General features: G+C 58.9%; 24 protein-coding genes. 15 read left to right on the top strand and 9 right to left on the bottom strand.

Annotation, left to right across the window (positions count from 1 at the left end; all coding sequences use genetic code 11):
- Positions 1-33: 33 nt before the first annotated feature.
- Both FHT77_RS17655 and FHT77_RS17660 read right to left on the bottom strand, forming a co-directional pair.
- A complete protein-coding gene (locus FHT77_RS17655; RefSeq protein WP_183756238.1) occupies positions 34-393 on the bottom strand; it encodes a response regulator in 360 nt (119 codons plus the stop codon).
- 213 nt (positions 394-606) lie between these two features.
- Positions 607-1,392: an IclR family transcriptional regulator gene (locus FHT77_RS17660; RefSeq protein ID WP_183756239.1), complete on the bottom strand. Its 786-nt coding sequence runs from the start codon at positions 1,390-1,392 to the stop codon at positions 607-609.
- Positions 1,393-1,558: 166 nt separating this feature from the next.
- Between FHT77_RS17660 and FHT77_RS17665 the strand changes: the two genes are divergently transcribed.
- Positions 1,559-2,713: an amidohydrolase gene (locus FHT77_RS17665; protein WP_183756240.1), complete on the top strand. Its 1,155-nt coding sequence runs from the start codon at positions 1,559-1,561 to the stop codon at positions 2,711-2,713.
- Positions 2,714-2,999: 286 nt separating this feature from the next.
- A complete protein-coding gene (locus tag FHT77_RS17670) occupies positions 3,000-3,638 on the top strand; it encodes a CBS domain-containing protein (protein WP_246719909.1) in 639 nt (212 codons plus the stop codon).
- 10 nt (positions 3,639-3,648) lie between these two features.
- On the opposite strand, the gene FHT77_RS17675 is transcribed toward FHT77_RS17670, so the two are convergent.
- Entirely contained in the window at positions 3,649-4,761 is a 1,113-nt protein-coding gene (locus tag FHT77_RS17675; RefSeq protein WP_183756242.1) for an acetate/propionate family kinase, read from the bottom strand.
- Positions 4,762-5,053: 292 nt separating this feature from the next.
- On the opposite strand from FHT77_RS17675, the gene FHT77_RS17680 reads away from it, so the two are divergent.
- The 7 genes from FHT77_RS17680 to FHT77_RS17710 all read left to right on the top strand — a co-directional run bounded on the left by FHT77_RS17680 (position 5,054) and on the right by FHT77_RS17710 (position 12,839).
- Positions 5,054-6,493, top strand: coding sequence for an MFS transporter (locus FHT77_RS17680; protein WP_183756243.1), 1,440 nt, complete (start codon positions 5,054-5,056; stop codon positions 6,491-6,493).
- 40 nt (positions 6,494-6,533) lie between these two features.
- On the top strand, positions 6,534-7,091 hold the full coding sequence (locus FHT77_RS17685; protein WP_183756244.1) for a DUF924 family protein: 558 nt from the start codon (positions 6,534-6,536) through the stop codon (positions 7,089-7,091).
- An 80-nt stretch (positions 7,092-7,171) separates the two neighbouring features.
- A complete protein-coding gene (locus FHT77_RS17690; RefSeq protein ID WP_183756245.1) occupies positions 7,172-9,718 on the top strand; it encodes a mechanosensitive ion channel family protein in 2,547 nt (848 codons plus the stop codon).
- A gap of 121 nt (positions 9,719-9,839) precedes the next feature.
- Positions 9,840-10,103: a hypothetical protein gene (locus FHT77_RS17695; protein WP_183756246.1), complete on the top strand. Its 264-nt coding sequence runs from the start codon at positions 9,840-9,842 to the stop codon at positions 10,101-10,103.
- Between the two features lie 74 nt (positions 10,104-10,177).
- Positions 10,178-10,354, top strand: coding sequence for a glycine cleavage T C-terminal barrel domain-containing protein (locus tag FHT77_RS17700; protein WP_405049275.1), 177 nt, complete (start codon positions 10,178-10,180; stop codon positions 10,352-10,354).
- Positions 10,355-10,492: 138 nt separating this feature from the next.
- Entirely contained in the window at positions 10,493-11,323 is an 831-nt protein-coding gene (locus FHT77_RS17705; protein ID WP_183756247.1) for a response regulator, read from the top strand.
- A 184-nt stretch (positions 11,324-11,507) separates the two neighbouring features.
- Entirely contained in the window at positions 11,508-12,839 is a 1,332-nt protein-coding gene (locus FHT77_RS17710; protein WP_183756248.1) for a diguanylate cyclase, read from the top strand.
- 15 nt (positions 12,840-12,854) lie between these two features.
- On the opposite strand, the gene FHT77_RS17715 is transcribed toward FHT77_RS17710, so the two are convergent.
- The 5 genes from FHT77_RS17715 to FHT77_RS17735 all read right to left on the bottom strand — a co-directional run bounded on the left by FHT77_RS17715 (position 12,855) and on the right by FHT77_RS17735 (position 19,363).
- Positions 12,855-13,874, bottom strand: coding sequence for a GlxA family transcriptional regulator (locus tag FHT77_RS17715; protein ID WP_183756249.1), 1,020 nt, complete (start codon positions 13,872-13,874; stop codon positions 12,855-12,857).
- Between the two features lie 297 nt (positions 13,875-14,171).
- Positions 14,172-14,369: a hypothetical protein gene (locus tag FHT77_RS17720; protein WP_183756250.1), complete on the bottom strand. Its 198-nt coding sequence runs from the start codon at positions 14,367-14,369 to the stop codon at positions 14,172-14,174.
- Between the two features lie 278 nt (positions 14,370-14,647).
- Positions 14,648-17,494, bottom strand: coding sequence for a winged helix-turn-helix domain-containing protein (locus FHT77_RS17725; RefSeq protein WP_183756251.1), 2,847 nt, complete (start codon positions 17,492-17,494; stop codon positions 14,648-14,650).
- Positions 17,495-17,594: 100 nt separating this feature from the next.
- Positions 17,595-18,002 (bottom strand): Ohr family peroxiredoxin, encoded by a 408-nt coding sequence (locus FHT77_RS17730; RefSeq protein ID WP_183756252.1) that lies wholly within the window; start codon positions 18,000-18,002, stop codon positions 17,595-17,597.
- A 53-nt stretch (positions 18,003-18,055) separates the two neighbouring features.
- Positions 18,056-19,363, bottom strand: coding sequence for an epoxide hydrolase family protein (locus tag FHT77_RS17735; protein ID WP_183756253.1), 1,308 nt, complete (start codon positions 19,361-19,363; stop codon positions 18,056-18,058).
- Between the two features lie 228 nt (positions 19,364-19,591).
- Between FHT77_RS17735 and FHT77_RS17740 the strand changes: the two genes are divergently transcribed.
- The 3 genes from FHT77_RS17740 to FHT77_RS17750 all read left to right on the top strand — a co-directional run bounded on the left by FHT77_RS17740 (position 19,592) and on the right by FHT77_RS17750 (position 22,059).
- A complete protein-coding gene (locus tag FHT77_RS17740) occupies positions 19,592-19,987 on the top strand; it encodes an Ohr family peroxiredoxin (protein WP_183756254.1) in 396 nt (131 codons plus the stop codon).
- Between the two features lie 67 nt (positions 19,988-20,054).
- A complete protein-coding gene (locus FHT77_RS17745) occupies positions 20,055-21,086 on the top strand; it encodes a DUF3095 family protein (RefSeq protein ID WP_183756255.1) in 1,032 nt (343 codons plus the stop codon).
- An 82-nt stretch (positions 21,087-21,168) separates the two neighbouring features.
- Positions 21,169-22,059, top strand: a complete 891-nt coding sequence (locus FHT77_RS17750) for a DMT family transporter (RefSeq protein ID WP_183756256.1) — start codon at positions 21,169-21,171, stop codon at positions 22,057-22,059.
- Between the two features lie 50 nt (positions 22,060-22,109).
- Here the strand turns inward: FHT77_RS17750 and FHT77_RS17755 are convergent, their stop codons facing one another.
- Complete coding sequence (locus tag FHT77_RS17755) at positions 22,110-22,271, bottom strand: hypothetical protein (RefSeq protein WP_183756257.1); 162 nt, start codon at positions 22,269-22,271, stop codon at positions 22,110-22,112.
- Positions 22,272-22,809: 538 nt separating this feature from the next.
- On the opposite strand from FHT77_RS17755, the gene FHT77_RS17760 reads away from it, so the two are divergent.
- From FHT77_RS17760 to FHT77_RS17770, 3 genes are all read left to right on the top strand, one after another.
- The gene (locus tag FHT77_RS17760) at positions 22,810-23,493 is read left to right on the top strand and encodes a VOC family protein (RefSeq protein ID WP_183756258.1); all 684 of its coding nucleotides are present in this window, start codon (positions 22,810-22,812) and stop codon (positions 23,491-23,493) included.
- A gap of 100 nt (positions 23,494-23,593) precedes the next feature.
- Complete coding sequence (locus FHT77_RS17765) at positions 23,594-24,088, top strand: NUDIX hydrolase (RefSeq protein ID WP_183756259.1); 495 nt, start codon at positions 23,594-23,596, stop codon at positions 24,086-24,088.
- Positions 24,089-24,357: 269 nt separating this feature from the next.
- Positions 24,358-24,777 (top strand): cupin domain-containing protein, encoded by a 420-nt coding sequence (locus tag FHT77_RS17770; protein ID WP_183756260.1) that lies wholly within the window; start codon positions 24,358-24,360, stop codon positions 24,775-24,777.
- Positions 24,778-24,821 lie beyond the last annotated feature (44 nt).

Consider the following 24,821-nt stretch of genomic DNA (forward strand, 5'->3'; position numbering starts at 1 on the left):
AATGGCCACTCCACCAGGCGGCCAGTCCAAGTCTCAGTGCTTGCAGTTTGCCGCCTTCATCCGCTCGGAAAGCTCCGAGAGCCCGAAGGGCTTCACCAGGAAATCGTCCGCGCCGCTCCGGAGGCCCTCGATCTGGTCAGAGGCCTGGTCGTGCGCGGTGAGAATGATGACAGGAACGGAGTTTGCTTTTCTCCGGAGGGCCTTCAACAGCGTTAGGCCGTTGCCGTCGGGCAGGCGCAGATCGAGCAGGATCACGCCGTAGTTGCCGTTTTCGGCGGCTTGCGTCGCCTCCGCGAGATTGAGACACCAGTCGACTGAATGACCGTCGGCTGCGATGTGGTCACGCACCGCGTCGCCCAACAGGATGTTGTCCTCGACCAACAATACGTTCACGCGCTGTCTCCACTACTGCATGCCTGCTGTGCGACAGCGTGCGCAGTCACCATGAGGGTTCGTTTGGCGTCGCTTTTTGCGGCGCAAGGATTTCTAATGGGATCGTTAGCTGACAGCGGCCTTAAACATGCGTGCCGAATTGGGTTGTTGAAGTATGAACTTCAAAAACAGCATCTTCAGCAGGACCGTCGAGCCAAACATAAGTTCTGGTCCTCAGCCGGGTGTTTTGACGTCCGAGCCGGCGAGCAACGAAAGCTCGCTGGCCGTCTTCATCACCATTGTTATCGTTTGGCTGATGTCCGGTGCAGCAGGCGCGTTGACCAGCGCGATATAGGGGCAGGTGAGGGCCGCTATGCAGCGCCCATCCGGGCCAAGAATCGGTGCCGATAGGTTGTGTACGCCTGCCGTTTGGGCGCTGGCCATCATTTCGTAGCCGCGTTCGCGAATAAGGGCGAGATGCTGGTAGAAACCCGGTTCGAGCTTCACCTCGTCGCGGCTGCGCGCGTGTTCCGCGATCATCATCTGGCGCTCCTCGTTACTTTTGAAGGCGAGAAGCACGTGGCCGGAACCGGTATCGAAAAGACTCATATGCGAGCCGACGCGGATCGAGATACCCCAATAGTCCGGTGCCTCGTGTTGGGCGATCACAACTGCCGCGCCGCGATCAAAGACGACGAGGTGGTTCGCCTGTTTTGTCCGCTGCGCGAGTTCGCGCATCAGCGGCGTGGCGAAGGACGCCAGTCGACGCGTTGGCGCATGCAACTGCGACAGGCCGAATAGCTTGAGGGTGAGGGTGAATCGGTCGCCCTCGAGCTTTGTCACGTAGCCGCGTCGGACGAGCCGGTCGAGCATTCGATAGAATTCGTTGGGGCTGCGATCGAGACGCTTGGCGATTTCTGCCTGGGTCAGGCCTTGCTCGACGCCCGCCAAAAGCTCAAGGATATCGAGCCCTTTATCCAGCGCCGGTGCGCGGTACCGATCAGCGTCGTCTGCTTGCATCAACTTCTCCTGTGAATGCTACTTTACATATACAAATGCACAGACGCGGGAAAGCGAGGAAAGTCGGATGCAGTGTCGCGCGGCCGGTTCTGTCGACTATGGATGTGGAAGAGGCTAGGTTCATTGCCGTTCTATCTCGCTTCACGTGTTGCCAGGATTTTCGACGATGTTTCTGACGGATGAAGAGTTCAGTGTAATCAAGGCGTTTCGGCGGGAGCTTCACCGTCATCCGGAGATATCCGGTCAAGAGGCACAAACGGCGTTGCGTGTGGAAGAAGCACTTGGACGCACTGGACCTGACGGCATCGTTACCGGCATCGGCGGACACGGCCTGGCAGCTGTCTTCGAAGGAACGAAGCCGGGCCCGACCGTCTTGATCCGTGCGGAGCTGGACGGCCTGCCGATCGAGGAAATCTCTGACGCGGCGCATCGCTCTGCCATACCCGGCCGAGGGCACCTCTGCGGTCATGACGGTCACATGGCGATCCTTATGGCGGTCGCGAAGGGGTTGGGGCAGATGCGGCCAGCCCGCGGGCGCGCAATCCTGATGTTCCAACCGGCCGAAGAAAACGGCGCGGGCGCAGCGGCCGTGCTTGCGGATCCCAAGTTTGCCGCCTTAAAGCCGGATCTATCGCTGTCACTTCATAATTTCCCAGGTGTCCGGCTTGGCCATGTCCTTCTCAAGGATGGGCCCGTCAACTGCGCCTCGCGCGGAATGAAGATCGTTTTGAAAGGCAAGACGTCGCACGCTTCCTATCCGGAGCAGGGCATCGCACCGACTTTCGCGATGGCGCGCTTGCTCGGTGATTTGACGTCGCTCGGCAACAATGGTCCGCTGGGGCCGGATTACTCGCTGGTTACCGTCACGCATGCGCGTCTCGGTGAACCGGCCTTTGGAATCAGTCCTGGAGAGGCGCAGATCTGGGCAACCCTACGGACATTGACCGATGAAGCCATGACCGCCCTGGTTTCACGCGCGGAGGGACTGGTTCGGACTGAGGCAGATACTGGACACCTGCAGGTGGAGATCAGCTACGAAGACGTGTTCCATCAATGCTACAACTCTGCCGAAGCGGTGGCGGAGTTGCGGCGCGCGCTGGATGACGAGGGCGTGAGCCATGACGCAACAAGCAGTATGTTGCCGATGAAAGCATCCGAAGATTTCGGTCTGTTCCGAACCGTGGCACCGGCCGCGATGTTCTTTCTCGGCGCCGGCGAAGCTCATCCGCGCCTACACAACCCGGATTACGATTTCCCCGATGAATTGATTGCCACTGGTTCGGGCGTTTTCATGCGAGCCATCAGAAACATCCTGGGATGACCTGAATCCTCGCCTGAAGGGAGCACAGCGACAAGGAGCACATCAGCGACCGGCGGGAACCGGATGCCGAGAGCCGTCGGAGATCCTGTCGGATTGCCGAGTCAAAAGCGTCTTAGGAAACTAATCTCAAAGGTTGAAATTAAGTTCGCGATCATTGATCGACAGCCGAGTGGAATTGCGCAATATTCGCAGCATCAGACGTGCCTCCAGCAAAGCGAGGCCGCGCGCCGGCACCATTCGACTTCCTCCAGAGCGCAATGGGATTGACATGTTTGCTCAAGACATCATGAACACTGACATCACGACGATCAGCGCCGACAGCAGCGTGCATCAGGCAATCGACCTCATGGTGGCCAAGGACATCAGTGGCCTGCCCGTCATCGACAATGATGGCAACCTGTGTGGCCTCCTGACGGAGGGCGACCTGATGCGGCGGATCGAGTTTGGTGGCGGTCGATCGGCCGGCAACTCCGATAACGCATCGCTCGTCGATTTCGACGACTATATTCGCAGCCGCAGTTGGCGCGTATCCGATGTCATGTCCGCAAGCGTCATCAGCGTTGCACCGGATGCGCCGGCCGCTGCCATTGCTGAACTGATGTTCCAGCACAAGATCAAGCGTGTTCCCGTCGTCAGCGACAAGCGGCTCCTTGGCATCGTCAGTCGCGTCGATCTTCTCAAGGCCATCGTTGCAGCGCCGAAAGAGAGAACGGCAAGTGGTGACGATGCACTTGCGCGTGCCATTCGCGCTCGATTGCAGGGCGATCTCGGTCTCGAGACGGATGCGATCAAGGTATCGGTTCAGGATTCCAGAGCGATCCTGGAAGGAACGGTATCCAGCGAGCTGGAACGTCGTGCGATCCGGGTGCTGGTTGAGAACGTCAAGGGTGTCGATGGCTTCATCGACAAGCTGAACCTAACCTGATCTGACGTCCTCAGGTTGCGGAGCGGAGCAGCTTTTTCGCGTGCGTCGCCATCACGCGTTCCTCGTTCGTCGGGATCACCAGTACCTTGAAATCACCGAGGAAGCGCAGCCTTGCAAGGATCGCTTCGCGAACGGAAGCGGCGTGCTCGCCAATCCCACCCGTGAAGACGACCGCGTCGATTCCGCCCATGGAGACGGCCATCATTGCTGCGTATTGGGCAGCTTTCAGCGCAAAGTATTCGAGTGCGAACGTCGCCTGCGGATCCTTGCTTTGAAGCAGCGCCTCGACGTCGTTGGTGAGGCCGGACAATCCTTTCAGGCCGGAGCGTTCATAGAGGATGTCCTGGACGGTTTCGACGCCAAGATCCAGGTCGTGAAGCATATAGAGGATGGCGCCGGGGTCCATTGACCCGCTTCGTGTCCCCATCGGAATGCCGTCGAGCGCGGTCATGCTCATTGTCGTATCGACGCTGACGCCTGCCTTTAGCGCACAGAGGCTGGCGCCGTTGCCGAGGTGTCCGATGACAACTCGACCCGCATGCAGATCCGGATGGTCTCTAGCCAGCACCTGCGAGATCCATTCATACGAAAGCCCGTGGAAGCCGTAGCGGCGAATGCCCTTGTCGCGCATATCCTGTGGCAGCGCGAAGCTACTTGCCAATTTGTCGTGTCCCGCGTGAAAGGCGGTGTCGAAGCAGGCAATATCCGGCGCGCCGCTCCCCAATCGCGCCGAAGCGGTGATGCCGGCGAGATTGTGTGGTTGGTGAAGCGGCGCCAACGGGATGAGTGCTTCTAGACGCCGCATCACCGCCGGGGTGACGATAACGGGTTCTGCGAAATCCTGCCCACCGTGAACGACGCGATGAACAACTGCGGCCGTCCGCCAGGCATGATCATGGTCGCGGATAAGGTTCATCACGGCGCTTAGGGCTGTGTTGTGATCGGTGTCCGCGGGCAAGGAGGTTTTCGTCTCCCGCCCGTTGGGCAGTTTGGCCCGCATTTCGGGCGTGTCGCCGATGCCGGTGACCTTGCCGCTCATCAGCACGGTTAGATCCCGTTCCTCGAAGATCTGGAACTTCAGGCTCGACGAGCCGGTGTTGAGAACAAGCAGCGTTTCGTTCATCGACTTGTGCCCCAATCGGGTGAAGATACGGCGCCAGGCTGCCCCCGTTGTTCCGCTACGGTGGCTGCAGAAGCAATAGCTGTCAAATTGTTTCTGTTTCGAAATTTCGCGCGCAGCGTGTTGCTTGCGGCGTGCTCGGATGGACTCTGGAGAGCAAAATCCTTTGAGATTTCAGGATTTTCTCTTTCCGTGCTGCGCCGATCGGCCTATCTAGCAGAAGTGCCGTTCGGCACGTGTCGGACGCCGCCTCCCGCGCTCCGTCCGGATGTTCAGGTTCCACATCGGCAGATCCATGACAACTATGCAGACGACAGAGAAGGACGATGTGGAGAGTATCCGCAAGGCGAAGATCGTTGCGCTGGTCGTCGCCGTTTCGTTTTTCATGCAGATTCTCGATGGCACGATCGTCACGACGTCACTGCCGCAAATGGCTGCGAGTTTCGGCGTTCAGCCGGTATCGATGAGTATTGGCATTACGGTCTACATGCTGACGATGGCGGCCTTCATTCCGCTTTCGGGATGGCTTGGGGACCGATACGGCGCAAGGCGCATCTTCCTGGCGTCGATTGCCGTCTTCACCATTGCCTCGCTGTTCTGCGGGCTGTCCGATGGCCTGGGCGAGTTCGTCGTCGCGCGTGCCGTCCAAGGCGCGGGCAGCGCGTTAATGACGCCGGTCGGACGGATCATCGTCCTGAAGAATGCTCGAAAGTCGGAGCTCGTTCAGGCGATCGCGCTCATTACCTGGCCGGCGCTGACAGCTCCGGTTATCGGGCCGCTGCTCGGCAGCTTCATCACGACATATGCCAGCTGGCACTGGAATTTCCTCATCAACCTGCCGATCGGCGTTCTCGGCATGGCGCTGGTTCTTCGTTTCGTGCCGGAGCAACGCGAAGAGGATGCCGGCCGGCTGGATGTGCTGGGGTTTATCCTCAGCGCAGGCGGGCTGACCTTTCTGCTCGCAGCGCTGGAACTCTCCGTGAAATGGGATGGCGGCGTGCTTCCGATCCTTTTGATGCTCGCGGCGGGCATCGTGCTGTCGGTCATGGCGACACGACACTTCCTACGGGTTACCAATCCGCTCCTGGAGCTCTCCGCTTTCAAGGTACAGACCTATGCGATAGCGACGCTTTCAGCCGGGACGGCAAGCCGCGTCGCGATCAATGCGACGCCGTTTCTCCTGCCGCTGCTCTTCCAGCTCGGCTTTGGATTGAGTTCAATCGAGGCTGGCGCCTACTTGCTGGTCTACTTTCTCGGAAATCTCGGCATGAAAGCCGTAACGACGCCGCTGCTCGCGAAGCTTGGGTTTCGCACGGTGCTCTTCGGCAATGGCTTGATTGCCGCTCTGTCGATTGCGGCCTGCGGCTTTCTCGTTCCGGCGACACCACGCCTCATCATCTATGCATTGCTGATGATTGCCGGCCTCTCGCGGTCGATGGAATTTACGGCGCTGAATACTCTAGCCTTTGCCGATATCAATCCCGCGCAACGCAGTTCGGCGTCCACGCTGTCGAGCATGTTGCAGCAGGTTGCCATGCTGCTTGGCGTCGCGATCGCGGCAGCGGCGCTCAACGTCTCCGTCTCTTTGCGCGGTGTCGAGGGGCCGGGGCTGGTCGATTTTCGCTGGGCGTTTCTTGTCGTCGGTGCGATCGGCATCATATCGTCTCTGCGCTTCTTGCAACTGGCGCCGGATGCCGGCGCCGAAGTGTCGGGTCACAAGATCGGCACGAAATAGCTTGTGCCTTGCAATCGGTCGGTGTTCGTCGGGAGGAAATATGGAGCTCGGATATGTCTGTACGCCTCAGGAGGTCTTCGACTTCTGGTTCGAGGAGTGCGGGCGAGACCAATGGTTCGCCACGACAACGGAGCTTGATCGGGATATCCGCCACCGTTTCCGCGACACCCATCTCGCACTCTCTCGTGGCGTGACCGAGGAATGGCGTGCGACGCCAAACAGCAGGCTTGCCGCCGTCATCGTACTCGACCAGTTTCCGCGCAATATTTATCGTGCGACACCGCTCTCCTTCGCGACCGACGGGCTTGCACTGCGCGAGGCAAAGCTAGCACTGGAAGTTGGCGCCGATATGCAGGTCAGCCCGGAGTGCAGGACGTTCTTCTACATGCCTTTCGAGCATTGTGAAGATCTGGAAGAACAGGAGCGCGCGGTCGCGTTGTTCAGGGCGCTTGGCGATGAGGAATATATCGACTATGCGCTTCGCCACCGGGACGTGATTGCAGCCTACGGGCGGTTTCCGCACCGGAACGCCATCGTCGGGCGGCAGTCGAGTGCGGCAGAACTGGAGTATCTGGCGCAGCCGGGCGCGGGCTTCTGATCGCGTCGCCTTTCTGTCGCCTTTCTTTCTTATGAAAAGCTGGATTTCAATTTGATCCAGCAAACCCGAGCGGGGACATTTTGCGGCCGACACAATTCTTGCTTCGCATTCTCCTTGTCGCAACGCTGGCGGTAGTCGGCGCGAACCTTGCGGGCGCCCAGACGGCTGCACCGCAGGCCGCGCAGCCGACGCAAGCGACTGAGCAGCCGTCTGTCGTCGACAGCCCAGTCGAGCAGGCCGCAAAGGCGATCGAGAAGGCAAAGCAGGATCTCGCCTCGCTGGAGGACGGTGTCAAACAGAAGAGCGACGATGACGACGCGCTGGTGGCTTTTGCCGGAAAGACCGATGAACTCGGACGGACGGTCCTCAACGTTTCCGTCGGCCTGAGGCCACGGCTCGACCAGATCAAGAACCGTCTCGCCGAACTGGGCGATCCGCCGAAAGAAGGTCAACCGGCAGAGGCTGAGATCGTCACGACCGAGCGTAACGCCTTGACCTCGGAGCGCGCGCAGATCAACGCCGTCACCGGCGATGCCGAAACCCTTTCTGCCGCCATTGGCAAGCTTGGCAACCGCATTGCCGAGACCCGCCGTCAGCTCTTCGCCGCTACTCTGCTACGGCGCACGGACATTTCGTTTTCTGTCCTCGACGATGCGGGACGAGCCTTCGTTCAGGAAGGCTCGGAGTTCATCCAAGCCCTGAGCAGCTGGCTCGGCTTCGTCTTGAAGTTCAAGGCTTTCGCCTTCTTTGCCGCCATCTTCATGTCCCTGGCGACAGCCCTTGTGCTTCTATCCGGCGGCTATCGAGTCTTCGGCCGCTACCTGCAGCGCAAGGAGACGGACGAGCAACCTTCCTACATAAACCGTCTCTCCATTGCTTTCTGGTCGACGCTCATCAGGACGCTCGCGCTCGCCGCCCTGCTGGTCACGTCCTACTTCTTCCTCAACAGTTTCAACGTTTTGAGGCCTGATATCGCGCCCATCATCGGCGCTCTCTTCGGGTCGATAGGGCTGATCTATTTCGTCAGGCGCTTCACCAATGCAGTGTTCGCGCCCAAGGAGCCGCATTGGCGCCTTGTCAAGCTTTCCAACCGCGGCGCGAGCTCGATTGGCGCTTGCCTGCTTGCGATGGCCGTCGTCAACGCGCTCGATTATCTCCTCGGCAGCATCAGCGAGGAGCTCGGATCTCCGCTCGTCCTGACCGTCGTCAAGAGTCTGATCGCGGCCCTGATCATCGGCCTCATCCTGATCGCAGCCTCTTTCGGTCGTCCAATGCTGGCGCGAAACGGTGATCCGGACGCGCCGGGACGGCATTGGCCGCGCGGCATGGCGATCATCCTGCGTGTGCTTGGTGCAGGGTTGATCATAACAGCTTTGACCGGCTACGTCGGCCTTGCCCGCTTCGTTGCCACCCAGTTGATCATCACTGGCGCGATCATCGTCACGACCTATATCGGTCTGTTGTCGGGGAAGGCCATTTCTCGCAGCGAGACCTTCGGCGAGACGTCGTTTGGCCGCTTCCTTCAGCGACGTTTCAAACTGGGCCCGGTCGCCATCGATCAAGCGGGATTGTTGGTCGGGATGTGTATCTCGGCGATTGCGCTGATGGTTGGCATTCCGCTGGTGCTGCTGCTGTGGGGCTTCCATATCCAGGACCTCCAGCTCATCGCCTATCGCCTTCTTACGGAGGTCCGGCTGGGCGGTATCAGTATTTCGCTGGTCGGCATCATGACTGGTATCCTGCTCTTTGCCGGCGGTTACTTGCTGACCCGTTGGATCCAGCGCTGGCTTGACGGCAACGTCATGGCGCGCAGCCATGTCGACCTCGGCGTTCGTAATTCGGTCAAGACAGGCATCGGTTATCTCGGTGTCGGCCTTGCGGCGATCGTCGGCGTTTCAGCAGCGGGCATTGACCTCTCCAGCTTCGCGCTCGTTGCCTCCGCGCTTTCGGTCGGTATCGGTTTCGGCCTCCAGAACATCGTGTCCAACTTCGTGTCCGGCCTGATCCTGCTTGTCGAGCGGCCGTTCAAGGTGGGCGACCACGTAGTCTCCGGCACCGCCGAAGGCATCGTGAAGCGGATTTCCGTGCGCGCGACCGAGATCGAGACGTTCCGCAAGCAGTCGATCATCGTGCCGAATTCCGAATTGATCAACGCATCAGTCGGCAACTGGACGCACCGCAACAAGATGGGGCGGTCCGAAATTCCGGTTTCGGTAAGCTACGAGTCCGACCCGCAGAAGGTGATGGATATTCTGTTGGAACTCGTCAACGCCGTACCCGTGGTGCTCCGCAATCCTGAGCCGCACGTGGAGTTCCTCCGGTTCGGGCCGTATTCGCTGGACTTCGAGCTTCGTTTCATGCTTGCGGACATGGGTGACGGCCTGAAGGTCAGGAATGATCTGCGTATCGCGATCCTCAAGAGGTTCCGGGAGGAGGGCGTCGAAATTCCCCTCCCGCAGAGCGATGTCGTGTTCCATCGTCAGGCGGACCACGTCGGAACGGCAACTGCTGCCGGCAAACCACCAGCGAAGATCGAAGACGCCTCCGAGGCGAGTGAAGTGGACGAAGAAGCCGGTACGGTGCGCCGGTTGCGCGGCAAATCGGCAGATGGCAATCTCAAGGGGTAAAGGCGTTGTTCAGCGATCGTTCAGAGCGGTCGCTATATAACGTCGGCAATCGGGTTTTCGTTGCTGGGGGCAGCAGCGCCGAGACGCTCCAAGGGAGGGCGCTTCATCCGCGCCGCACAGCATGGCAAAATTTGCCGTCGTACTGTTTCTGTCACTCATGGCCGCAGGCCAAACTTACGCAGCTTCCATCACCAACACCGACAGCGCCGCTGTTGTGATCGTCCTTACCGAGGGCGGCAACAAGATGCAGCTTGTGCTCGATCCCGGCGCGTCGCAAACGTTCTGCCCGGCGGGCTGCTTCATCACTGCGCCTGATGGCGATCGGATTGGTCTCAGCGGCGGTGAAACGATCGACATCATCAAGGGTTCGGCCGTCGTAAAGTGAATGACGCGACACTCTGACTGCCATTTCTGTTCACGGATTTTCGGCCAAAGGCCTCTTGCGGCTTGCCTATTTGCATGTCGGCCAGGTCCACAAGTACCAATCGATCGCTGGCCTTGGCGATGCTGCGGCCCGACTATGCCAAGGAAGGCACAAGGCTGAGGATCAAGATTCTCGGAACGACGTACAACGCCACCCTTGTCGGCGAGAGCCAGTTCGATCCTGACAATGCGGCTGCGCGCATAGTCTTTTAAGCATGTTTTGAAGAATGCCAAGGCGGCCCTTGTGGTCGCCTTTTTGTTGGTCAGTGGCGATGGCCGATTAATACTTATTCAAACCGGGTGTTGTACCGATTTCAGCCGGGGACAGGAGTTTCATCAAAAGGTTTGGAAATGGCGTTTTTGGGTATTTCGGGAATGCAATATTCCGGAGGCATGTTTGCTGATGCGCGCATTATTCTGGCGGAGGATTCCAACGTATTTACGTCGATGATCGGCAAACGGCTGAAAGAGCTCTTCGATATCGACGTGGAAATCTGCCGGAGTTTCGAAGAGCTGCAACTGTCCTATGACAAATCCACGGACCCGATCACGCTTGCCATTTCCAACATCAATCTGCCGGGCGCCGAAAATGGCGAGGCGCTGGAATACCTGATCGATCTCAGCATCCCGACCATCGTCTTCACCGGCACCTTCCAGGAGGGTATGCGCGACAAGCTGATGGCTAAGGACATCGTCGATTACATTCTCAAGGACAATGTCTTCGCCGTTGATCTGCTTGCAGAATCGATCTGCCGTTTCCTTACCAATCACCGTCACCACGTCCTGATTGTCGATGACAGCCCGACGGCTCGCGCTCTGCTGTCGAGCCGCCTCAAGCGCTACAATTTCCGTGTGAGCACGGCTGATAGCGGCGCCAAGGCGCTCGAGATCCTCAAGACAAACCGCGACATCGGCTTGATGATCACCGATTACAACATGCCCGACATTGATGGGTTCGAGCTCACCCGGCGCATCCGCGCCAGCATTGGTTCGCATGAGTTGCGCATCATCGGCGTATCGTCATCGTCGAACCGGTTGCTGTCCGCACGGTTCCTCAAGGCGGGCGGCAATGACTTCATGCTGCGGCCGTTCATCGACGAAGAGTTCTACTGCCGCGTCAACCAGAACCTTGACACACTGTTGCAGATCCAGTCGATGCGTAAGGAACGGGCCGTTGCCTGACACACGGCCTCCGCCCGGCGATGTTAGGCGGAGGCCCGCTCACCCTTCTGAGATTGAGATTTTTGCAATTTCAAGTGTTGCCAAGTCTCGATATCTTCTCACGCGTGTTTCTGTGAGTTATCTTCACAAAAGTCGAAAAGATGGTCGATTCGAACCGCGGCGACTTTCTGGGGGATAAGGGTGAATGGCTTTCCGGGAGGATCTCCATCGGGATGGATCCGGGCCACGCTTTGGTGGCCAGTGGGTACTTCTGGTTGAGGATTCCCGGATGTTTTCCGCGGTCTTGTGCCATCGGCTTCATGCGGAACTTGGTTTGAACGTCAAACCGTGCTCCTCTCTAAGGATACTGAACGAGACCATCGCCCAGTCGCCGAACGACTATATGATGGCGATCGTCGACCTCAATCTGCCGGATGCGCCTTATGGCGAGGCGCTCGACTGCACCATCGAGGCAGGTGTGCCAACCATCGTCTTCACCGCCACCTTCGATCTTGATACGCGCAACCGCATCATGGAGCGCCGTGTTGTCGACTATGTACTGAAGGACAACGAGTTCGCGCTCGACAACGTGGTCGCCAGCGCGAGACGTGTATTGTCGAACAGGAAGACACGGATCCTCGTGGTCGATGATGTGGCTTCTGCGCGCCAGATCCTTGTCGGATTGCTGGAAGCGCAGCAATACATGGTTATCGAAGCGGCTTCCGGGCTCGAGGCTTTCGCCGCGCTGGAGGCCTACGACGACGTCGAGGTCGTCATCACCGATCACCATATGCCCGATATGAGCGGTTACGAGTTGACCCGGCGGATACGTCGGCACTACGGCTCAGACAGGTTGCGGATCATCGGTGTTTCATCCTCGAGCGACCGCATGCTTTCTGCGAGCTTCCTGAAGGCGGGCGCATCGGACTTTCTCTACAGGCCGTTCGTGGCCGAAGAACTGCAGTGTCGTATCGCCAACAACGTTGAGACCTTGGCACAGTTGAAGCAGCTTCGGGCAGCCGCGGCCTGCGACTATCTCACAGGTCTATATAACAGACGCTATTTCTATGACCTCGGACCGAAGCTGGTGAATGATTGCCTGCGTCACAAGGCTGCGGCCGCCGTCGCGATCCTCGACATCGATCATTTCAAGCGGCTGAATGACACCTACGGACATGAGATCGGAGACGAAGTGCTGAAGGCGGTCGCAGATCGACTGGCGACGATCTTTGAGGGGAGCGACAACCTGCTTTCCCGCCTTGGCGGCGAGGAGTTTGCGATCCTGTTTCCGATGATGGATTCGAGCGCCGCGAGCAAATTGTGCGACGAGATCCGGTCGGATATCTCGCGCCTGAAGGTGATGGCGGACGACGAAGAACTTTCCGTCACCGTGTCGATCGGCGTTGCCGAAGTTTCCGACTACGAAACCTTCGACAACTATCTCAATGCCGCCGACCAGTTTCTGTATATGGCCAAGCACAAAGGGCGCGATCAGGTCTATTCCGACGCGCGGATGACGGAGGAGGCGGCTCAATAGCCGCCCCGGCGTTATTTAGGCTGCGATGGCTTGGCGCGCCGTTGCCATCGTCATCTTGCGCTCTGCGCGCTCCTGCTGCGGCGAACGGTGGTAGAGTTCGCGATAACACTTGGAGAAGTGCGAGGCCGAGACGAAGCCGCAGGCGACGGCGACTTCGACGACCGGCATAGAGGACTGTACCAGCAGATGGCGGGCGCGATCTAGCCGTATTTCCAGATAGTAGCGGGCGGGAGAACGCCCCATTTCCTGGCGGAATAACCGTTCGATCTGGCGGCGTGACAGGTCGACGCCATCCGCGATCTCAAGCAGCGATAGCGGCTCCGAGAGATTGCCCTCCATCAATTCGATGATCGAAAGAACCTTGGCATTCTGGACGCCGAGGCGCGCGCGGAGCGGCAGCCGCTGGCGATCGTTCGGGCTGCGTACGCGGTCGGTCAGGTGCTGCTCGCAGACCCGGTTGACAAGTGTTTCGCCGAAGTCCTGGCCGATCAGGTTCAGCATCATGTCGAGCGACGCGGTGCCGCCGGCACAGGTGTAAAGATTGCTGTCGACCTCATAGAGATCGGCATAGACCTCGGCCTGCGGAAAGGCTTCCGAAAAACCCGGCAGGTTTTCCCAGTGGATCGCACAGCGCTTGCCATTCAGCAGGCCCGCCTGCGCGAGGATATGTGCGCCCGTACAGAGGCTGCCGACGGCGACGCCGCGATTGTAGGATTCGCGCAACCAGGCACTGACGGACTTGTTGTTGAAGTCCTCGACGTCGATGCCGGAACAGACCAGCACCATGCTCGGGCGATGCTCGCCACCGAGGTTGCGGCGCTCGTCAGAAAGCGACGTGTTTGCCTCGACGCCGATGCCGCAGGAAGAATAGACCTTCTGGCCGTCAACCGAGGTCAGTCGCCACGTGTAGGCCTGGTAGCCGAGCATGCGGTTGGCGATGCGCAGCGTATCGATTGCCGCCGAGAACGGCAGCATCGTAAACTGCGGAACCATGAAGAAGACGAGAGAGCGTTGCTTATGCGACATCTTGTTCATGAGACAAATCCGTGCTGGAGGTGCGAATGCACTATTCGTTGCTTGGAATACGTCGTTTCGATATCCTGAAAGCGACATTCTCATGGATAAATGCGGCCGCAAAGAGCAAATTTGCGACATTGCTGAAATTGACGATGATCAAATGACGATTGCAGTCTTCAAAAGTTCACAAAAGCCGGCTTCAGCAAAAATATGTGTATGAAATTCAAGATTTAATTGGGTGGCCCTAAAAACGGAGAAAGCGGCGCTGCTCGAAAGCAAGGCGCCGCTTTCACACGGGGAGGAATGTCGGATTCATTACATAACCTTGCGCTCATCCGCGCCATCCGCCGACGGCCAACCAATGTCCTTCCGCATATCGAAAGACATGGATTCGATCTCGCGAGCAGCCTGCCACTGGTGCCATGCATGAACCAGCTTACGGGCGTAGTCGGCAATATGCAAATGGGCTTCGGTTGAAGGCGTCTTGGTGTGCCTGAAGGTAATCGTCGTCATTTCCGTTTCCTTTCATCGTCGGATGACGCTTGTTTGATGTATGGAATATGGGTGTTCTGCTCCCATCAATCAAACGAATAGAGTTTATGGATACCATCAGCATTTTTGAATGATGGGCACGCCGCCGCGCACCGTTCCGCTCGCGAGTTGATTGATGAAACCACTGTCGGTTCGTCGAGGGGCTCGCCCGCCTCACGATTGTGGAGCCATAGGGCCTGTAAGTGTGGACCGGCGCAGTCCTTGCGGTGAGGCCACGGAGGAATTGGTATGGTCCGTCATTAGCATTCGGTACGCATCATTATATTCTCAGCTGCCTTCAGATCCTCGGTGTTCTGGCCCTCGTCGAAGCCATCAACGATTGGTTGAAGTATTGCCGCGGCTTCCTCTTTTTTCCCGTATTCCGTTTCAAGAGCGGCGAGATCGCAGGAGGCGCGCAATTCCCACCCGCGTGCGCCCATCTTTTGACTTGTGTCGATGGCCGCTCTAATGCATCTGTGCGCCTCCTCCGAAGGAGAAATCGATCGCAAAAGGTTCCCCTTTATTCGTAGGAGCTCAGGGCTGTAGCAGAAGTCTCCGTTGGTTTCGACCGATTGGATGGCTTTCTCTACCCTCTCCAAGCCTTCGTCGACTTCGCCCAACACCGCCAGCCCTTTTATCAGTGACAGTTCCAGCATGGTGGTGAACACCTCATAGGTCGACCCATGCAGTCTTTCGATGCATCGCCGTATGTTGCTGACGCCTGCGCTGGGGTCGCCCCGCCGGATGGCGATTTCTCCCTCAAAGCCTCTCGCCACCGATACGTATGGCGACAGGGAGTGCAGCCCCGCACGGGATATGAGCCAATCAATGTGCTGCTGCGCACTCTCTAGGTCGCCGCGCCAAAGAAAAACCGCGATGCCACCGAGCAGCGCGATGCAAAGCGTCAATGAATGGTCCGCTTCAGCCGCTTCCTTGATCGTTTGCCGTGCCCTGAATTCAGCTTGGTCAGGAAGGCCTTGCAGCCAAAGGTTTCTCGCGAGTATTCCGCCTGCCAGCCCGCGACCCTGGAAACCGACATAGCTTCCCGGCGCGCGGCCCGGGAGCGGGTCGCTCGATAACGCGGCCTCCAGTTCGACCCTGGCGCGGCTAAGTTCGCCGCTGAAGTGCAATGAATTGCCGAAGAAGAAGTGCCCAAGCGAAATCGCGGACGCCTCTCCGGTTGCCTCAGCGACGGAAGAACACCGAAAGGCGCACTGGAGCGCCGATTTGAAATCTCCCGTCCGGAGATGAAACATGTTCAATGGGCCGAGAACCTTTAGCTGATCGACCGCGTCTCCTCGTCCCTCTGCTATCTCGAGGCTCCTGGTGAGGGCGGGGAGCGTGTCACGGCCGCCGTGAAGATACATGCGGGAGATGCCGCGGCCGGCCTGAAGATGCATCTCCTCACGGCTTCCCCGATGGTGATCGTCCATTGCAGAAAGAGCGCGCTCGGACCAGCGCTGGCATTCCGGAAAGAGCGACATCGCCTGAAATACAGGAACTGCCGCAGCGGCCAGACCGATGCCGACGTCGATGTTGCCGTTGTTCCCGAACGCCCATTCCAAGGCAGCCCGGACGTTGTTGATTCCAAGGAAATAGGGCAGTCGCTCGGGTCCGCTGGAGAGCGTTGGCCAATCGGGGCCAAACTGCTCAAGCCAACGTCGGTAGTATGAGGCGTGGCTTGCAGCCAGTTCCGCGCGATCATCTTCGGTCTGCCCATGGAGCGCGTAGGCTCGCGTGGTATCGAGCAATCGATAGCGCATCATCGCGCCGAAGGAATTCGCGCTCAGCAGGGACTTGGCAACAAGACTATCGACGGCACCAAAGAGCGCAGGTCGATCAAGGGGAGGTGTCGCGATCACTTCCCAGGCGGCATCAAGCGTGAAATCGCCAACGAAGATCGCCAGTCTCCGAAGAACGGTGCGATCCAATTCCGGCAGCAGCCCGTAGCTCCAGTCGAGTGTCGCCTGCAGGGTCTTCTGACGAGGCGGCGCATTGCGTGATCCCACCCATGCGAGGGCAAGATGCTGATCGAGTAGGGCAGCCGTCTGGGAAAGGCCATAGGCCTCGACCCGTCGCGCGGCCAGTTCCAGCGCAAGTGCCATACCGTCGAGCTTACGGCAGATCGCTGCAATGATATGCGCGTCCTCGTCAGTTATGGTCAACGCGGCGCCGCTTGCGGCAGTTCGTTCAACAAACAATTGGGTAGCCGGATAGGAGAGAATGGTTTCGGCTGTAATTTCCGGATCGTCCGGTGCGCAGGCAAGGGTGTCGAGTTTGTAGATGCTTTCGCCTTCGATCCTGAGAGCTTCGCGGCTCGTGACCACGATGCGGACCTGCGGCGCGGCGTCGATTATGCTAGCTGCAAGGTCTGCCACGGTATCGACAACGTGCTCGCAGGTATCGAACACAAGAAGGATTCGCTTGTCACGGAGATAGGCGAGCAGGCTGGGGCGCACGTCATCGGAGCCGACGGGTATTCCAAGCATGGACGCGAGGGCGGGCGAAACGAGTGATGGATCGCTTAGCGTTCCGAAATCGGCGAGTACCGCGGCTCCATCGAACGTCGTCGCCAAATGATTGGCCAATGCAATCGCGACGGTGGTCTTGCCGACGCCTCCACTCCCCACGATGGAAACGACGGGAAACCTCGACAGTCTCTCTGAGAGGTCAAGGATATCACCCTCGCGCCCGACCATGCGTTCCAAGCGGTTGGGGAGATTGGCATGCCTGAATTTCGCCGCGCCATCATCAGTCACCAGCACGTGGGCCGCGCCTGTGATGGGCGCGACGAAGCAGTAGCCGCGGCCGGGGATCGTGGTGATGTAGCGAGCACCATCCTGCCCATCGCCAAGGGCTTTGCGCAGGCCGGTCATGTGGAAGCGCAGATTACCCTCTTCAACGATAACGTCCGGCCAAATCCGGGACATCAAATCGCTTTTGCTCAAGAGGGTGTTCGGAGCGGATACCAGCGCGATCAAAAGGTCCAGGGCGCGTGCGCCAAGCTCGATCGGAACGCCTTCCTTCGCAAGCAGCCGCTGACCGACATTCAAACAAAAGGGGCCGAAGGACAGGTCACCTGCTGCATCGCCACCAGCCCGCGTCATGGCATTCCCCCTGACCACCTCCACCGCCCTCGTTATACTCCAACGCCTTCTTCGGAGCCATGGCGGCTCAACATTCGGTTTGCGCACTTCGAGTACTCACTCAGACGAGATTGTAAAAGGCATGGATGTTGCCGTGTGTTGCCCGGCAGTATGGGCACTCATGCCGAGCCGCCTCAATCAAAAGCGATGCACTCTCGCGATCCAGCCCTGGCAGGTAAATGTCCAGGCGGACGCCGACGACGTATCCCTGGTCGTCCGAGGATAACTCCACATTGGCGTATATCCGGACATCTGCGTGGAGCTTGATCCGCCTAAGGTCGGCGACATGTTTCAGCGAACTTGCGAAACTCGCCGACCAGGCGATCGCGACAAGCTGCTCCGGGTTCGTACCGAGCCGATTGCCGGCAGGATTTGAAAGTCTGATATCGAGAGCACCGTCCGAGCTGCGGGCGAAGCCGTTCTCTCGGCTGCCAATCGTCTCTGTCCTGGCAGTATGCACATGTTGCATGATCGTACCCCGGGGAAGGAGGGAGGCGCGCGCAGTGCACGCGCCTGAAGTGGTCAGCCAGATTTCCGCAAGCTGCGGAACCCGGTCCGCACTTCATCGACAAAGAGCTTGGGCTGTTCCCAGGCCGCGAAATGGCCGCCCTTTGCCACCTTGTTGTAGTGGATGAGGTTGGGGTAGGCGGCCTCGGCCCACTTGCGCGGCGTCTGATAAAGCTCATCCGGGAAGACACTCACCGCGACAGGTACCTTGACGCCCTTGGGCGCAAAGAAGGCGAGCTTGTTTTCCCAGTAGAGACGAGCGGCCGACACACCTGTGTTGGTCAGCCAGAACAGCGTGACGTTGTCGAGTACGTCGTCGGGGCTCAGACCTTCTTTCTGGCCGTCAAAGGAGCGCGCGATCAGTTCAAGGCTCCGGGCATCGTGGTCGAGCATGTATGTCGCAAGGGCGATCGGAGAGTCGGCCAATCCAGTCAGCGTCTGCGGTCGCGTTCCCATCAGGAAGGCGTAGTACACGTGCTTGTAGAAGAAGACGAGCTGGTCGTACGTGCTCCGCTCTTCGTCGGACAAGCCCTCCGGAGCAGGAGCGCCGTCAAAGGATGCGCTGTTGATTTCCACGGGAATTGCTCCGGGCATGTTGGTGTGGATGCCGAGCAGTTCGGGTGGGGCTTGTACGCCGATCATGTCGGTGACCACCGCACCCCAGTCGCCGCCCTGGGCAACGAAGTTCTTGTATCCCAACCGACGCATCAGGGTAGTCCATGCGGCCGCAATGCGCTCCGGTCCCCAGCCGGTGGCGTCGGGCTTTCCGGAAAAGCCATAGCCTGGCATGGACGGGATGACGACGTGGAACGCGTCGGAGGCATCACCTCCATAGGCAGTCGGGTCGGTCAGAGGGCCAATGATCTTCAGCTGCTCGACGATCGAGCCCGGCCAGCCGTGCGTCACGATCAGCGGCAGTGCGTTTTCGTGCTTCGAACGAACGTGGATGAAGTGGATATCCAGGCCATCGATCTCCGTGATGAAGTTCGGCACGGCATTGATCCGGGCTTCGACCTTGCGCCAGTCATACTCGGTCTTCCAGTGCCGCAAGACCTGCTTGATGGTCTTCAGCGGCACCCCTTGCGAGAAGTCGCTCACCGTTTCTTTCTCCGGCAAGCGGGTATGGGCCAGCCGATAACGTAGGTCATCAAGATCAGCTTCTGGAACGTTGACCCGGAACGGGCGGATCGCTTCGGGATCGCTCGCTGCAATAGAGCGGTCGGGGAACAGGGTTGCGATGCCGAGTGCGGCGGCGCCGGTTGCGGCGGCGCCTAAAAGCCGGCGTCGGTTCACGTCGATAACTTCGGTTCTGGTGGTGGTCATGGTCTCTCTCCTCGAGAAATGGCGATTGAGAGTCTGCACCCTTGTGCTGCCCTAAAAGCTACGCCGAGGAGGTCCGACGCTCACGTTAGGCGTTGTTAATCCTTGTTTGTTGGAGTGCCGCATCAATCAACGTCTAACAACGCCTAACGTGCGATTTCGGTCGTGCGGCAGTACCTCTGTTGGCAGCACAACGGTGCAGACACTCACCCAACACAGAGGAGTTTCGCCATGACACACAAGGTTCTTTTCACCGGTAAGACCCACAACACAAACGGTCGCGACGGCGGCGCACGCAGCAGCGATGGCCATCTGGACATCAAGATGAAGCAGCCACATCCGGCAGCCGAAAACCTGTTCGGTGCCGCCTGGTCCGCCTGCTACATGGGCGCTATCGAGTATGCGGCGTCGCTGAAGCACATCAAGCTTCCGGCCGGAGTCGCGGTTGACGCCGAGATTGACCTGAATCTGGAGGAAGGTTCGTACTTCCTTAGTGCTCGCCTCAACGTAAGCGTTCCTGGCATCGACCCCGCAGTGGCAAACGAGCTGCTGGATGACGCCCACAACATCTGCCCGTACTCGAAGGCAACACACGGCAATGTCGATGTCGTGACGACCCTTATCTGAACGGAAACCTGCCTGGTCTGCCGCTCTGGTGGGCCAGGTGGGCAAACCTTTGATGTAGGAGGATTCAATGGACAAGGCATTCCGACGACCCGAAGCCAGCCGTGATTTCGCCGAACTGCTGGACACGACAAGCTACACGCCCTTACCCGATGACTGGCTGATCGGAATCACCGACGTCGTCGATTCAACCTCGGCTATTGCCCGAGGGCACTATAAGGATGTGAATTTCGCCGGTGCGTCGGCGATTGCGGCGTTGGGCAATGCTTTCGGCAACTTCGACTTTCCATTCGTGTTTCGCGGCGACGGTGCAGCATTTGCCTTCGACCCTGGTGCAAGAGACACCGCGATCGGCGTCCTGCGCCGCGTCGCGGGCTATGCGCGCGATCAACTGCGGCTCGACCTCAGAATCGGCTTGGTGGAAGTCAAGGACATACGAGCGGCTGGAAGTGACGTGAAGGTCGCGCAATTCGCCGCGTCGGAAACAGCCACGTATACCATGTTTGCGGGCGGTGGGCTGAACTGGGCTGACAGCGAAATCAAGGCTGGAAATCACGCGCTCCTGCCATGCAAGGAATACACAACCCCCGATCTGAAAGGATTGACTTGCGAGTGGGCACCCATCCCAAGTCAGCGTGGAGATATCCTCTCCCTTCTTGTTGAGCCGCAGGATCATACGCGGCAGGAAGCCTTCACCGTGCTGACAAGGCAATTGCTCACTGCGCTCGGTGCGAGGGATGGCTCATCGCGCCCCGTTCCCGACGATGTCGTGATCACCGACGACGTCGCTGACTACCTTGGCGGAAAGGGATGGGCGGACGTCGTTCTGAACTCGGACTACAGGAGGTATGACGATGTCCTTCGCCTGACCCTGGACTGTACGCCAGAGCAGATCGAGGAGATCGAAGCGCTCCTGACCTCGGCAAAAGGACGAGGCGAGGTCTATTTCGGACTGCATCGTCAGTCTCACGCGCTGATGACCTGCCTCGTGCCGACCGGTGCTCGGGGCGCCCATTTGCACTTCCTGGACGGGATGAGCGGTGGGTACACGGCCGCTGCCGCATTGCTCGATGCACAAAAGCATACTCATCAACCGCGCTGAAGTGAGCGTCAAAAATCGGCTTTAGACGCCGAAAATCCAAAGATTTATGACCACCAACGTTTCTCGAACATTAGAGATATTTATGACCCTTGACCGTTTCGCGCCGGCCATTTTTGTATTGCTTTGGTCGACTGGCTGGATCATCGCCAAGTACGCGGCGCTTCACTCCGAGCCCTTCACATTTCTCACGATCCGCTATGCGCTTTCGGCGGTCGCCTTCTTCGCCATCTGCGTCGCCATCAGGACCAAATGGCCCAGTGGCGCGTTGGCGTGGCAGGCAGTCTATTCCGGCGTTTTCCTACACGGCTGCTACCTCGGGGGCGTCTGGTGGGCGGTGGCGCACGGCGTTCCTGCCGGCATCTCCGGCATCATAGCCGCAATGCAGCCGCTCCTGACGGCCATGGCAGCCAGCTTCCTCGTCGGCGAACGGTTACGGTCGTCACAAACGGCGGGTCTGGCGCTCGGCTTCATTGGCATCGCTGTGGCCATCTCGCCAAAGCTCATGCAACCCGGCGCGTCCGATCTCCTTCATGCTGGCATTCCCCTCGCCGTCAACCTGGCTGCGATGTTCTCTGTCACCTACGGGACAATCTACCAGAAGAAGCACCTTCAAAATGGTGACCTGACCGCCATCGCGACGTTGCAATATCTGGGGGCATTGGCCCTTACCGTTCCCTTTGCGCTCACCTTCGAGACGTTTCGGTTCGACGGTGCCGTAGAGACCTATCTTGCTCTTGCCTGGTCGGTGTTCGGAATATCGGTGGGCGGCATTGCCTTGCTTCTCTATTTGATCCGCCGGGGCCAGGTTTCGCGCGCTGCGTCCCTGATCTACCTCTGCCCGCCTACGGTGGCGGTCCAGGCCTTCATCGCATTTGGAGAACCTCTTACCCCTCCACTGATCGTCGGCACGGCAATAGTGGTTGCCGGGGTCTACCTTACCAATCGGAAGGCACCTCGCGCCGTGAAGGCATGACCTGTTCTGCGCGCAGCGGCTATGGGCCACTACGCGCAGAGAATTTTCAGCTAGCTTTCCGCAGGCTTCACAATCCTGTCCGAACCTTGTCCGTGAAGAGCTTCGGCTGTTCCCAAACCGCTAAATGTCCGCCCGAAGGCGTAGTAGACATGCTTATAGAAGAGCGCGAGCTGTTCGTAGGTTGCCTTCTCCTCGCCAGACAGATCGGTCAATTGCTCGTCCGAGCTTTGAATCGGAAAGGTCTGATGATCCCGCTGTCGCCGGCGGATACGGCACTTTTTCGAACGCCGACGAAAGGCCACTAGCCATCCGCAACTCCAGGATCGTTGTATTGACGAAACTCGCCGACTAGAATCCCGGCCCATGTTTCAGGGGTATGTGGCGTGATCACGGAATTCGCAGGTCATGTCTGGGAGAGAAACCGGAGCACCAAGGTCGAGTGCGAAGTTGAACGCCCTGGTTCGCCGGACGGCGGAAGCTTCTGGCGGCACCACCGGGCTCAGCCGTAACCGGGATCGTGATGAACTTCGGGTTTTTCGAGCTCGGCCGATTTGCTGTGTACTATCGGCAGCAGTTGGGGAAGCCCCTCGACTGCGTTCGCGCGAGGTGAGGGGTATCGGTTCTCTCAGGAGAAAGTGTCCTCAGGTGACGGTCGACCCGCCCGCGTAAAGTAGGTGTGTCGCCCAAAAACGCCCCAGAGCTGTCGGGACATACGCGCTCTTGCAGCTCATCCAACCAAGGAGACTCCACATGAGTAATACCGAGGTTCGCAGCGAGACTTCACAGCCTACCGTGGTGCGCGGCGTCGACATGAAGCTGGAAGTGGTCGTAATCCCCGTTGCCGACGTCGATCGGGCCAAGAGCTTTTACGCCAGCCTTGGCTGGCGGCTAGACGGCGACTACACCGCTGGTAACGACTGGCGCGTGATCCAGTTCACGCCGCCCGGTTCGGGATGTTCGGTCATCTTCGGCAAGAATGTCACATCGGCTGCCGCCGGCTCCGCGCGGGGCCTATACCTGATAGTCTCCGACATCACCGCGGCGCGCGAGGAACTGGTGGCACGCGGTGTGCGGGTCAGCGAAGTGTTTCATGCAGGACAAGAGCAAACGGGCAGCGACGAGCCGTACCTTTTCGGGAGCCGGAGAGTACGCGGTCGTGACCCGGAGCGCCGCACCTACCGGACCTACGCTTCGTTCAGTGATCCTGACGGAAACGGCTGGTTGTTACAGGAGGTCACCAATCGCTTGCCGGGACGCATAGACAAGGGCGGGGCGACCTTCGTCTCCTCTGGCGAACTCGAGGCCGCGCTGCGACGGGCATCGGAGGCGCATGGCGAACACGAGAAACTGACCGGGCAACACGACGAAGGCTGGCCAAGCTGGTATGCGGAATACATGGTGCGGGAACAAACAGGGGAGCCTTTGCCGACCTAAGGTTGGTCGATCTTTCTCTGTCCTGACGGTCTGATATTCGGCTGTTCCGGCTTTGCGCGGAGGCCTTGTCGCGAATCGGCCTCCGCGCCATGTTTGTGCAATGGAACAGCCGGATAGATATTTCTCAAAGCTGACGCCTTATGCGCACAGGGTTTTCCAAGGCGACTTGGTGGAGCAGGTTGGGGCGCTTTGCTACCGGAAATCTCTCCGCGGTATCGAGATCCTTCTCATCACAACCCGTGAAACAAAGCGATGGACAATCCCCAAGGGATGGCCAGTTGACGGCACAAAGCCGTACCAAGCTGCGGAGCGGGAGGCGTGGCAAGAGGCTGGCGTCAGGGGAAAGATCAGAAAAAAGACATTTGGTCATTACACGTATTCGAAGTATCTGAAGGGCAACGAGCCTGTAACTTCGGTCGTCGGCGTTTATCTGCTCGAGGTTAGGCGGGAGCGCTTGCAGTTTCCGGAGCGAGGCCAGCGAGAGCTGATTTGGCGGCATCCGAGAGAAGCGGCGATCCTGGTGAAAGAACCAGAACTCAAACATTTGATCTCCAAGTTGGGGCGAAAGTGGAAAGCCAGACTCGCTAGCACCTGATCAGCCGTCCTTGCCGGCCAGCGGTTCCGACCAAAGTGGCAGGACGCGCATGGCGAGCGAGAAACGCCCGATTTTGGTGTGACTTCGATGGCCTGGGCTGCGAAGTTAGGCTACATTTCCGACGCACCCTTGAACTTTGCCCTCCAATTCGGAATCGCCGGAACAGTCCTTCGGGGTCCTTCGTGGTGCATCAGCACGTTGCCTTGGCCAAAGGCAACGCTCAATTGCTCGCGCTCGGGCGAGCAATGAGCGAAGGAGGAGCGGAAAAAATGTCTCTACGCAGGATTTCCACGATCGTCGCAGTATGTGTCGCCGCACAATTCGCGCATCCGCTTGTTGCCTCGGGTGGCGAACTTGAAGAAGTCGTCACCGTTTTCGAACACGAATTGCCCAATAGCCCTGGCAAAAAGCTCGTCGCTCTGGTCGTCAACTACGGACCCGGCGGCAAATCCGACGCGCATACTCATGCCAAGTCGGCGTTCATCTATGCACGCGTCCTGTCTGGCTCTATCCGCAGTAAGGTCAATGACGAAGACGAGAAGGTCTATAAGGTGGGGGAGCAGTTCTTCGAGCTACCTGGATCGAAGCACAAGGTAAGTGAGAACGCGAGCACGACTGAGCCTGCCTCGCTTCTCGCCGTTTTCATTGTTGAAGCAGGCGACGAGCCGCTGACGTCCGCCGAGAAGTGAGGTCAGGATCGCAGTCGGAAGTCGACGCTTTACGCATAGCGACC

Source organism: Rhizobium sp. BK181, from assembly GCF_014193305.1.
In the GTDB taxonomy this organism is placed as follows: domain Bacteria; phylum Pseudomonadota; class Alphaproteobacteria; order Rhizobiales; family Rhizobiaceae; genus Rhizobium.

Bases quoted from the DNA above. Each gene is read 5' to 3' on its own strand.
- FHT77_RS17750 (WP_183756256.1), top strand. From the start codon at position 21,169: ATGACCCTTGACCGTTTCGCGCCGGCCATTTTTGTATTGCTTTGGTCG.
- FHT77_RS17740 (WP_183756254.1), top strand. From the start codon at position 19,592: ATGACACACAAGGTTCTTTTCACCGGTAAGACCCACAACACAAACGGT.
- FHT77_RS17745 (WP_183756255.1), top strand. From the start codon at position 20,055: ATGGACAAGGCATTCCGACGACCCGAAGCCAGCCGTGATTTCGCCGAA.
- FHT77_RS17735 (WP_183756253.1), bottom strand. From the start codon at position 19,363: ATGACCACCACCAGAACCGAAGTTATCGACGTGAACCGACGCCGGCTT.
- FHT77_RS17720 (WP_183756250.1), bottom strand. From the start codon at position 14,369: ATGACGACGATTACCTTCAGGCACACCAAGACGCCTTCAACCGAAGCC.
- FHT77_RS17670 (WP_246719909.1), top strand. From the start codon at position 3,000: ATGAACACTGACATCACGACGATCAGCGCCGACAGCAGCGTGCATCAG.
- FHT77_RS17715 (WP_183756249.1), bottom strand. From the start codon at position 13,874: ATGAACAAGATGTCGCATAAGCAACGCTCTCTCGTCTTCTTCATGGTT.
- FHT77_RS17765 (WP_183756259.1), top strand. From the start codon at position 23,594: ATGGAACAGCCGGATAGATATTTCTCAAAGCTGACGCCTTATGCGCAC.
- FHT77_RS17660 (WP_183756239.1), bottom strand. From the start codon at position 1,392: ATGCAAGCAGACGACGCTGATCGGTACCGCGCACCGGCGCTGGATAAA.
- FHT77_RS17665 (WP_183756240.1), top strand. From the start codon at position 1,559: ATGTTTCTGACGGATGAAGAGTTCAGTGTAATCAAGGCGTTTCGGCGG.
- FHT77_RS17685 (WP_183756244.1), top strand. From the start codon at position 6,534: ATGGAGCTCGGATATGTCTGTACGCCTCAGGAGGTCTTCGACTTCTGG.
- FHT77_RS17730 (WP_183756252.1), bottom strand. From the start codon at position 18,002: ATGCAACATGTGCATACTGCCAGGACAGAGACGATTGGCAGCCGAGAG.
- FHT77_RS17770 (WP_183756260.1), top strand. From the start codon at position 24,358: ATGTCTCTACGCAGGATTTCCACGATCGTCGCAGTATGTGTCGCCGCA.
- FHT77_RS17700 (WP_405049275.1), top strand. From the start codon at position 10,178: ATGTCGGCCAGGTCCACAAGTACCAATCGATCGCTGGCCTTGGCGATG.
- FHT77_RS17760 (WP_183756258.1), top strand. From the start codon at position 22,810: ATGAGTAATACCGAGGTTCGCAGCGAGACTTCACAGCCTACCGTGGTG.
- FHT77_RS17710 (WP_183756248.1), top strand. From the start codon at position 11,508: ATGGCTTTCCGGGAGGATCTCCATCGGGATGGATCCGGGCCACGCTTT.
- FHT77_RS17695 (WP_183756246.1), top strand. From the start codon at position 9,840: ATGGCAAAATTTGCCGTCGTACTGTTTCTGTCACTCATGGCCGCAGGC.
- FHT77_RS17675 (WP_183756242.1), bottom strand. From the start codon at position 4,761: ATGAACGAAACGCTGCTTGTTCTCAACACCGGCTCGTCGAGCCTGAAG.
- FHT77_RS17725 (WP_183756251.1), bottom strand. From the start codon at position 17,494: ATGACGCGGGCTGGTGGCGATGCAGCAGGTGACCTGTCCTTCGGCCCC.
- FHT77_RS17680 (WP_183756243.1), top strand. From the start codon at position 5,054: ATGACAACTATGCAGACGACAGAGAAGGACGATGTGGAGAGTATCCGC.
- FHT77_RS17705 (WP_183756247.1), top strand. From the start codon at position 10,493: ATGGCGTTTTTGGGTATTTCGGGAATGCAATATTCCGGAGGCATGTTT.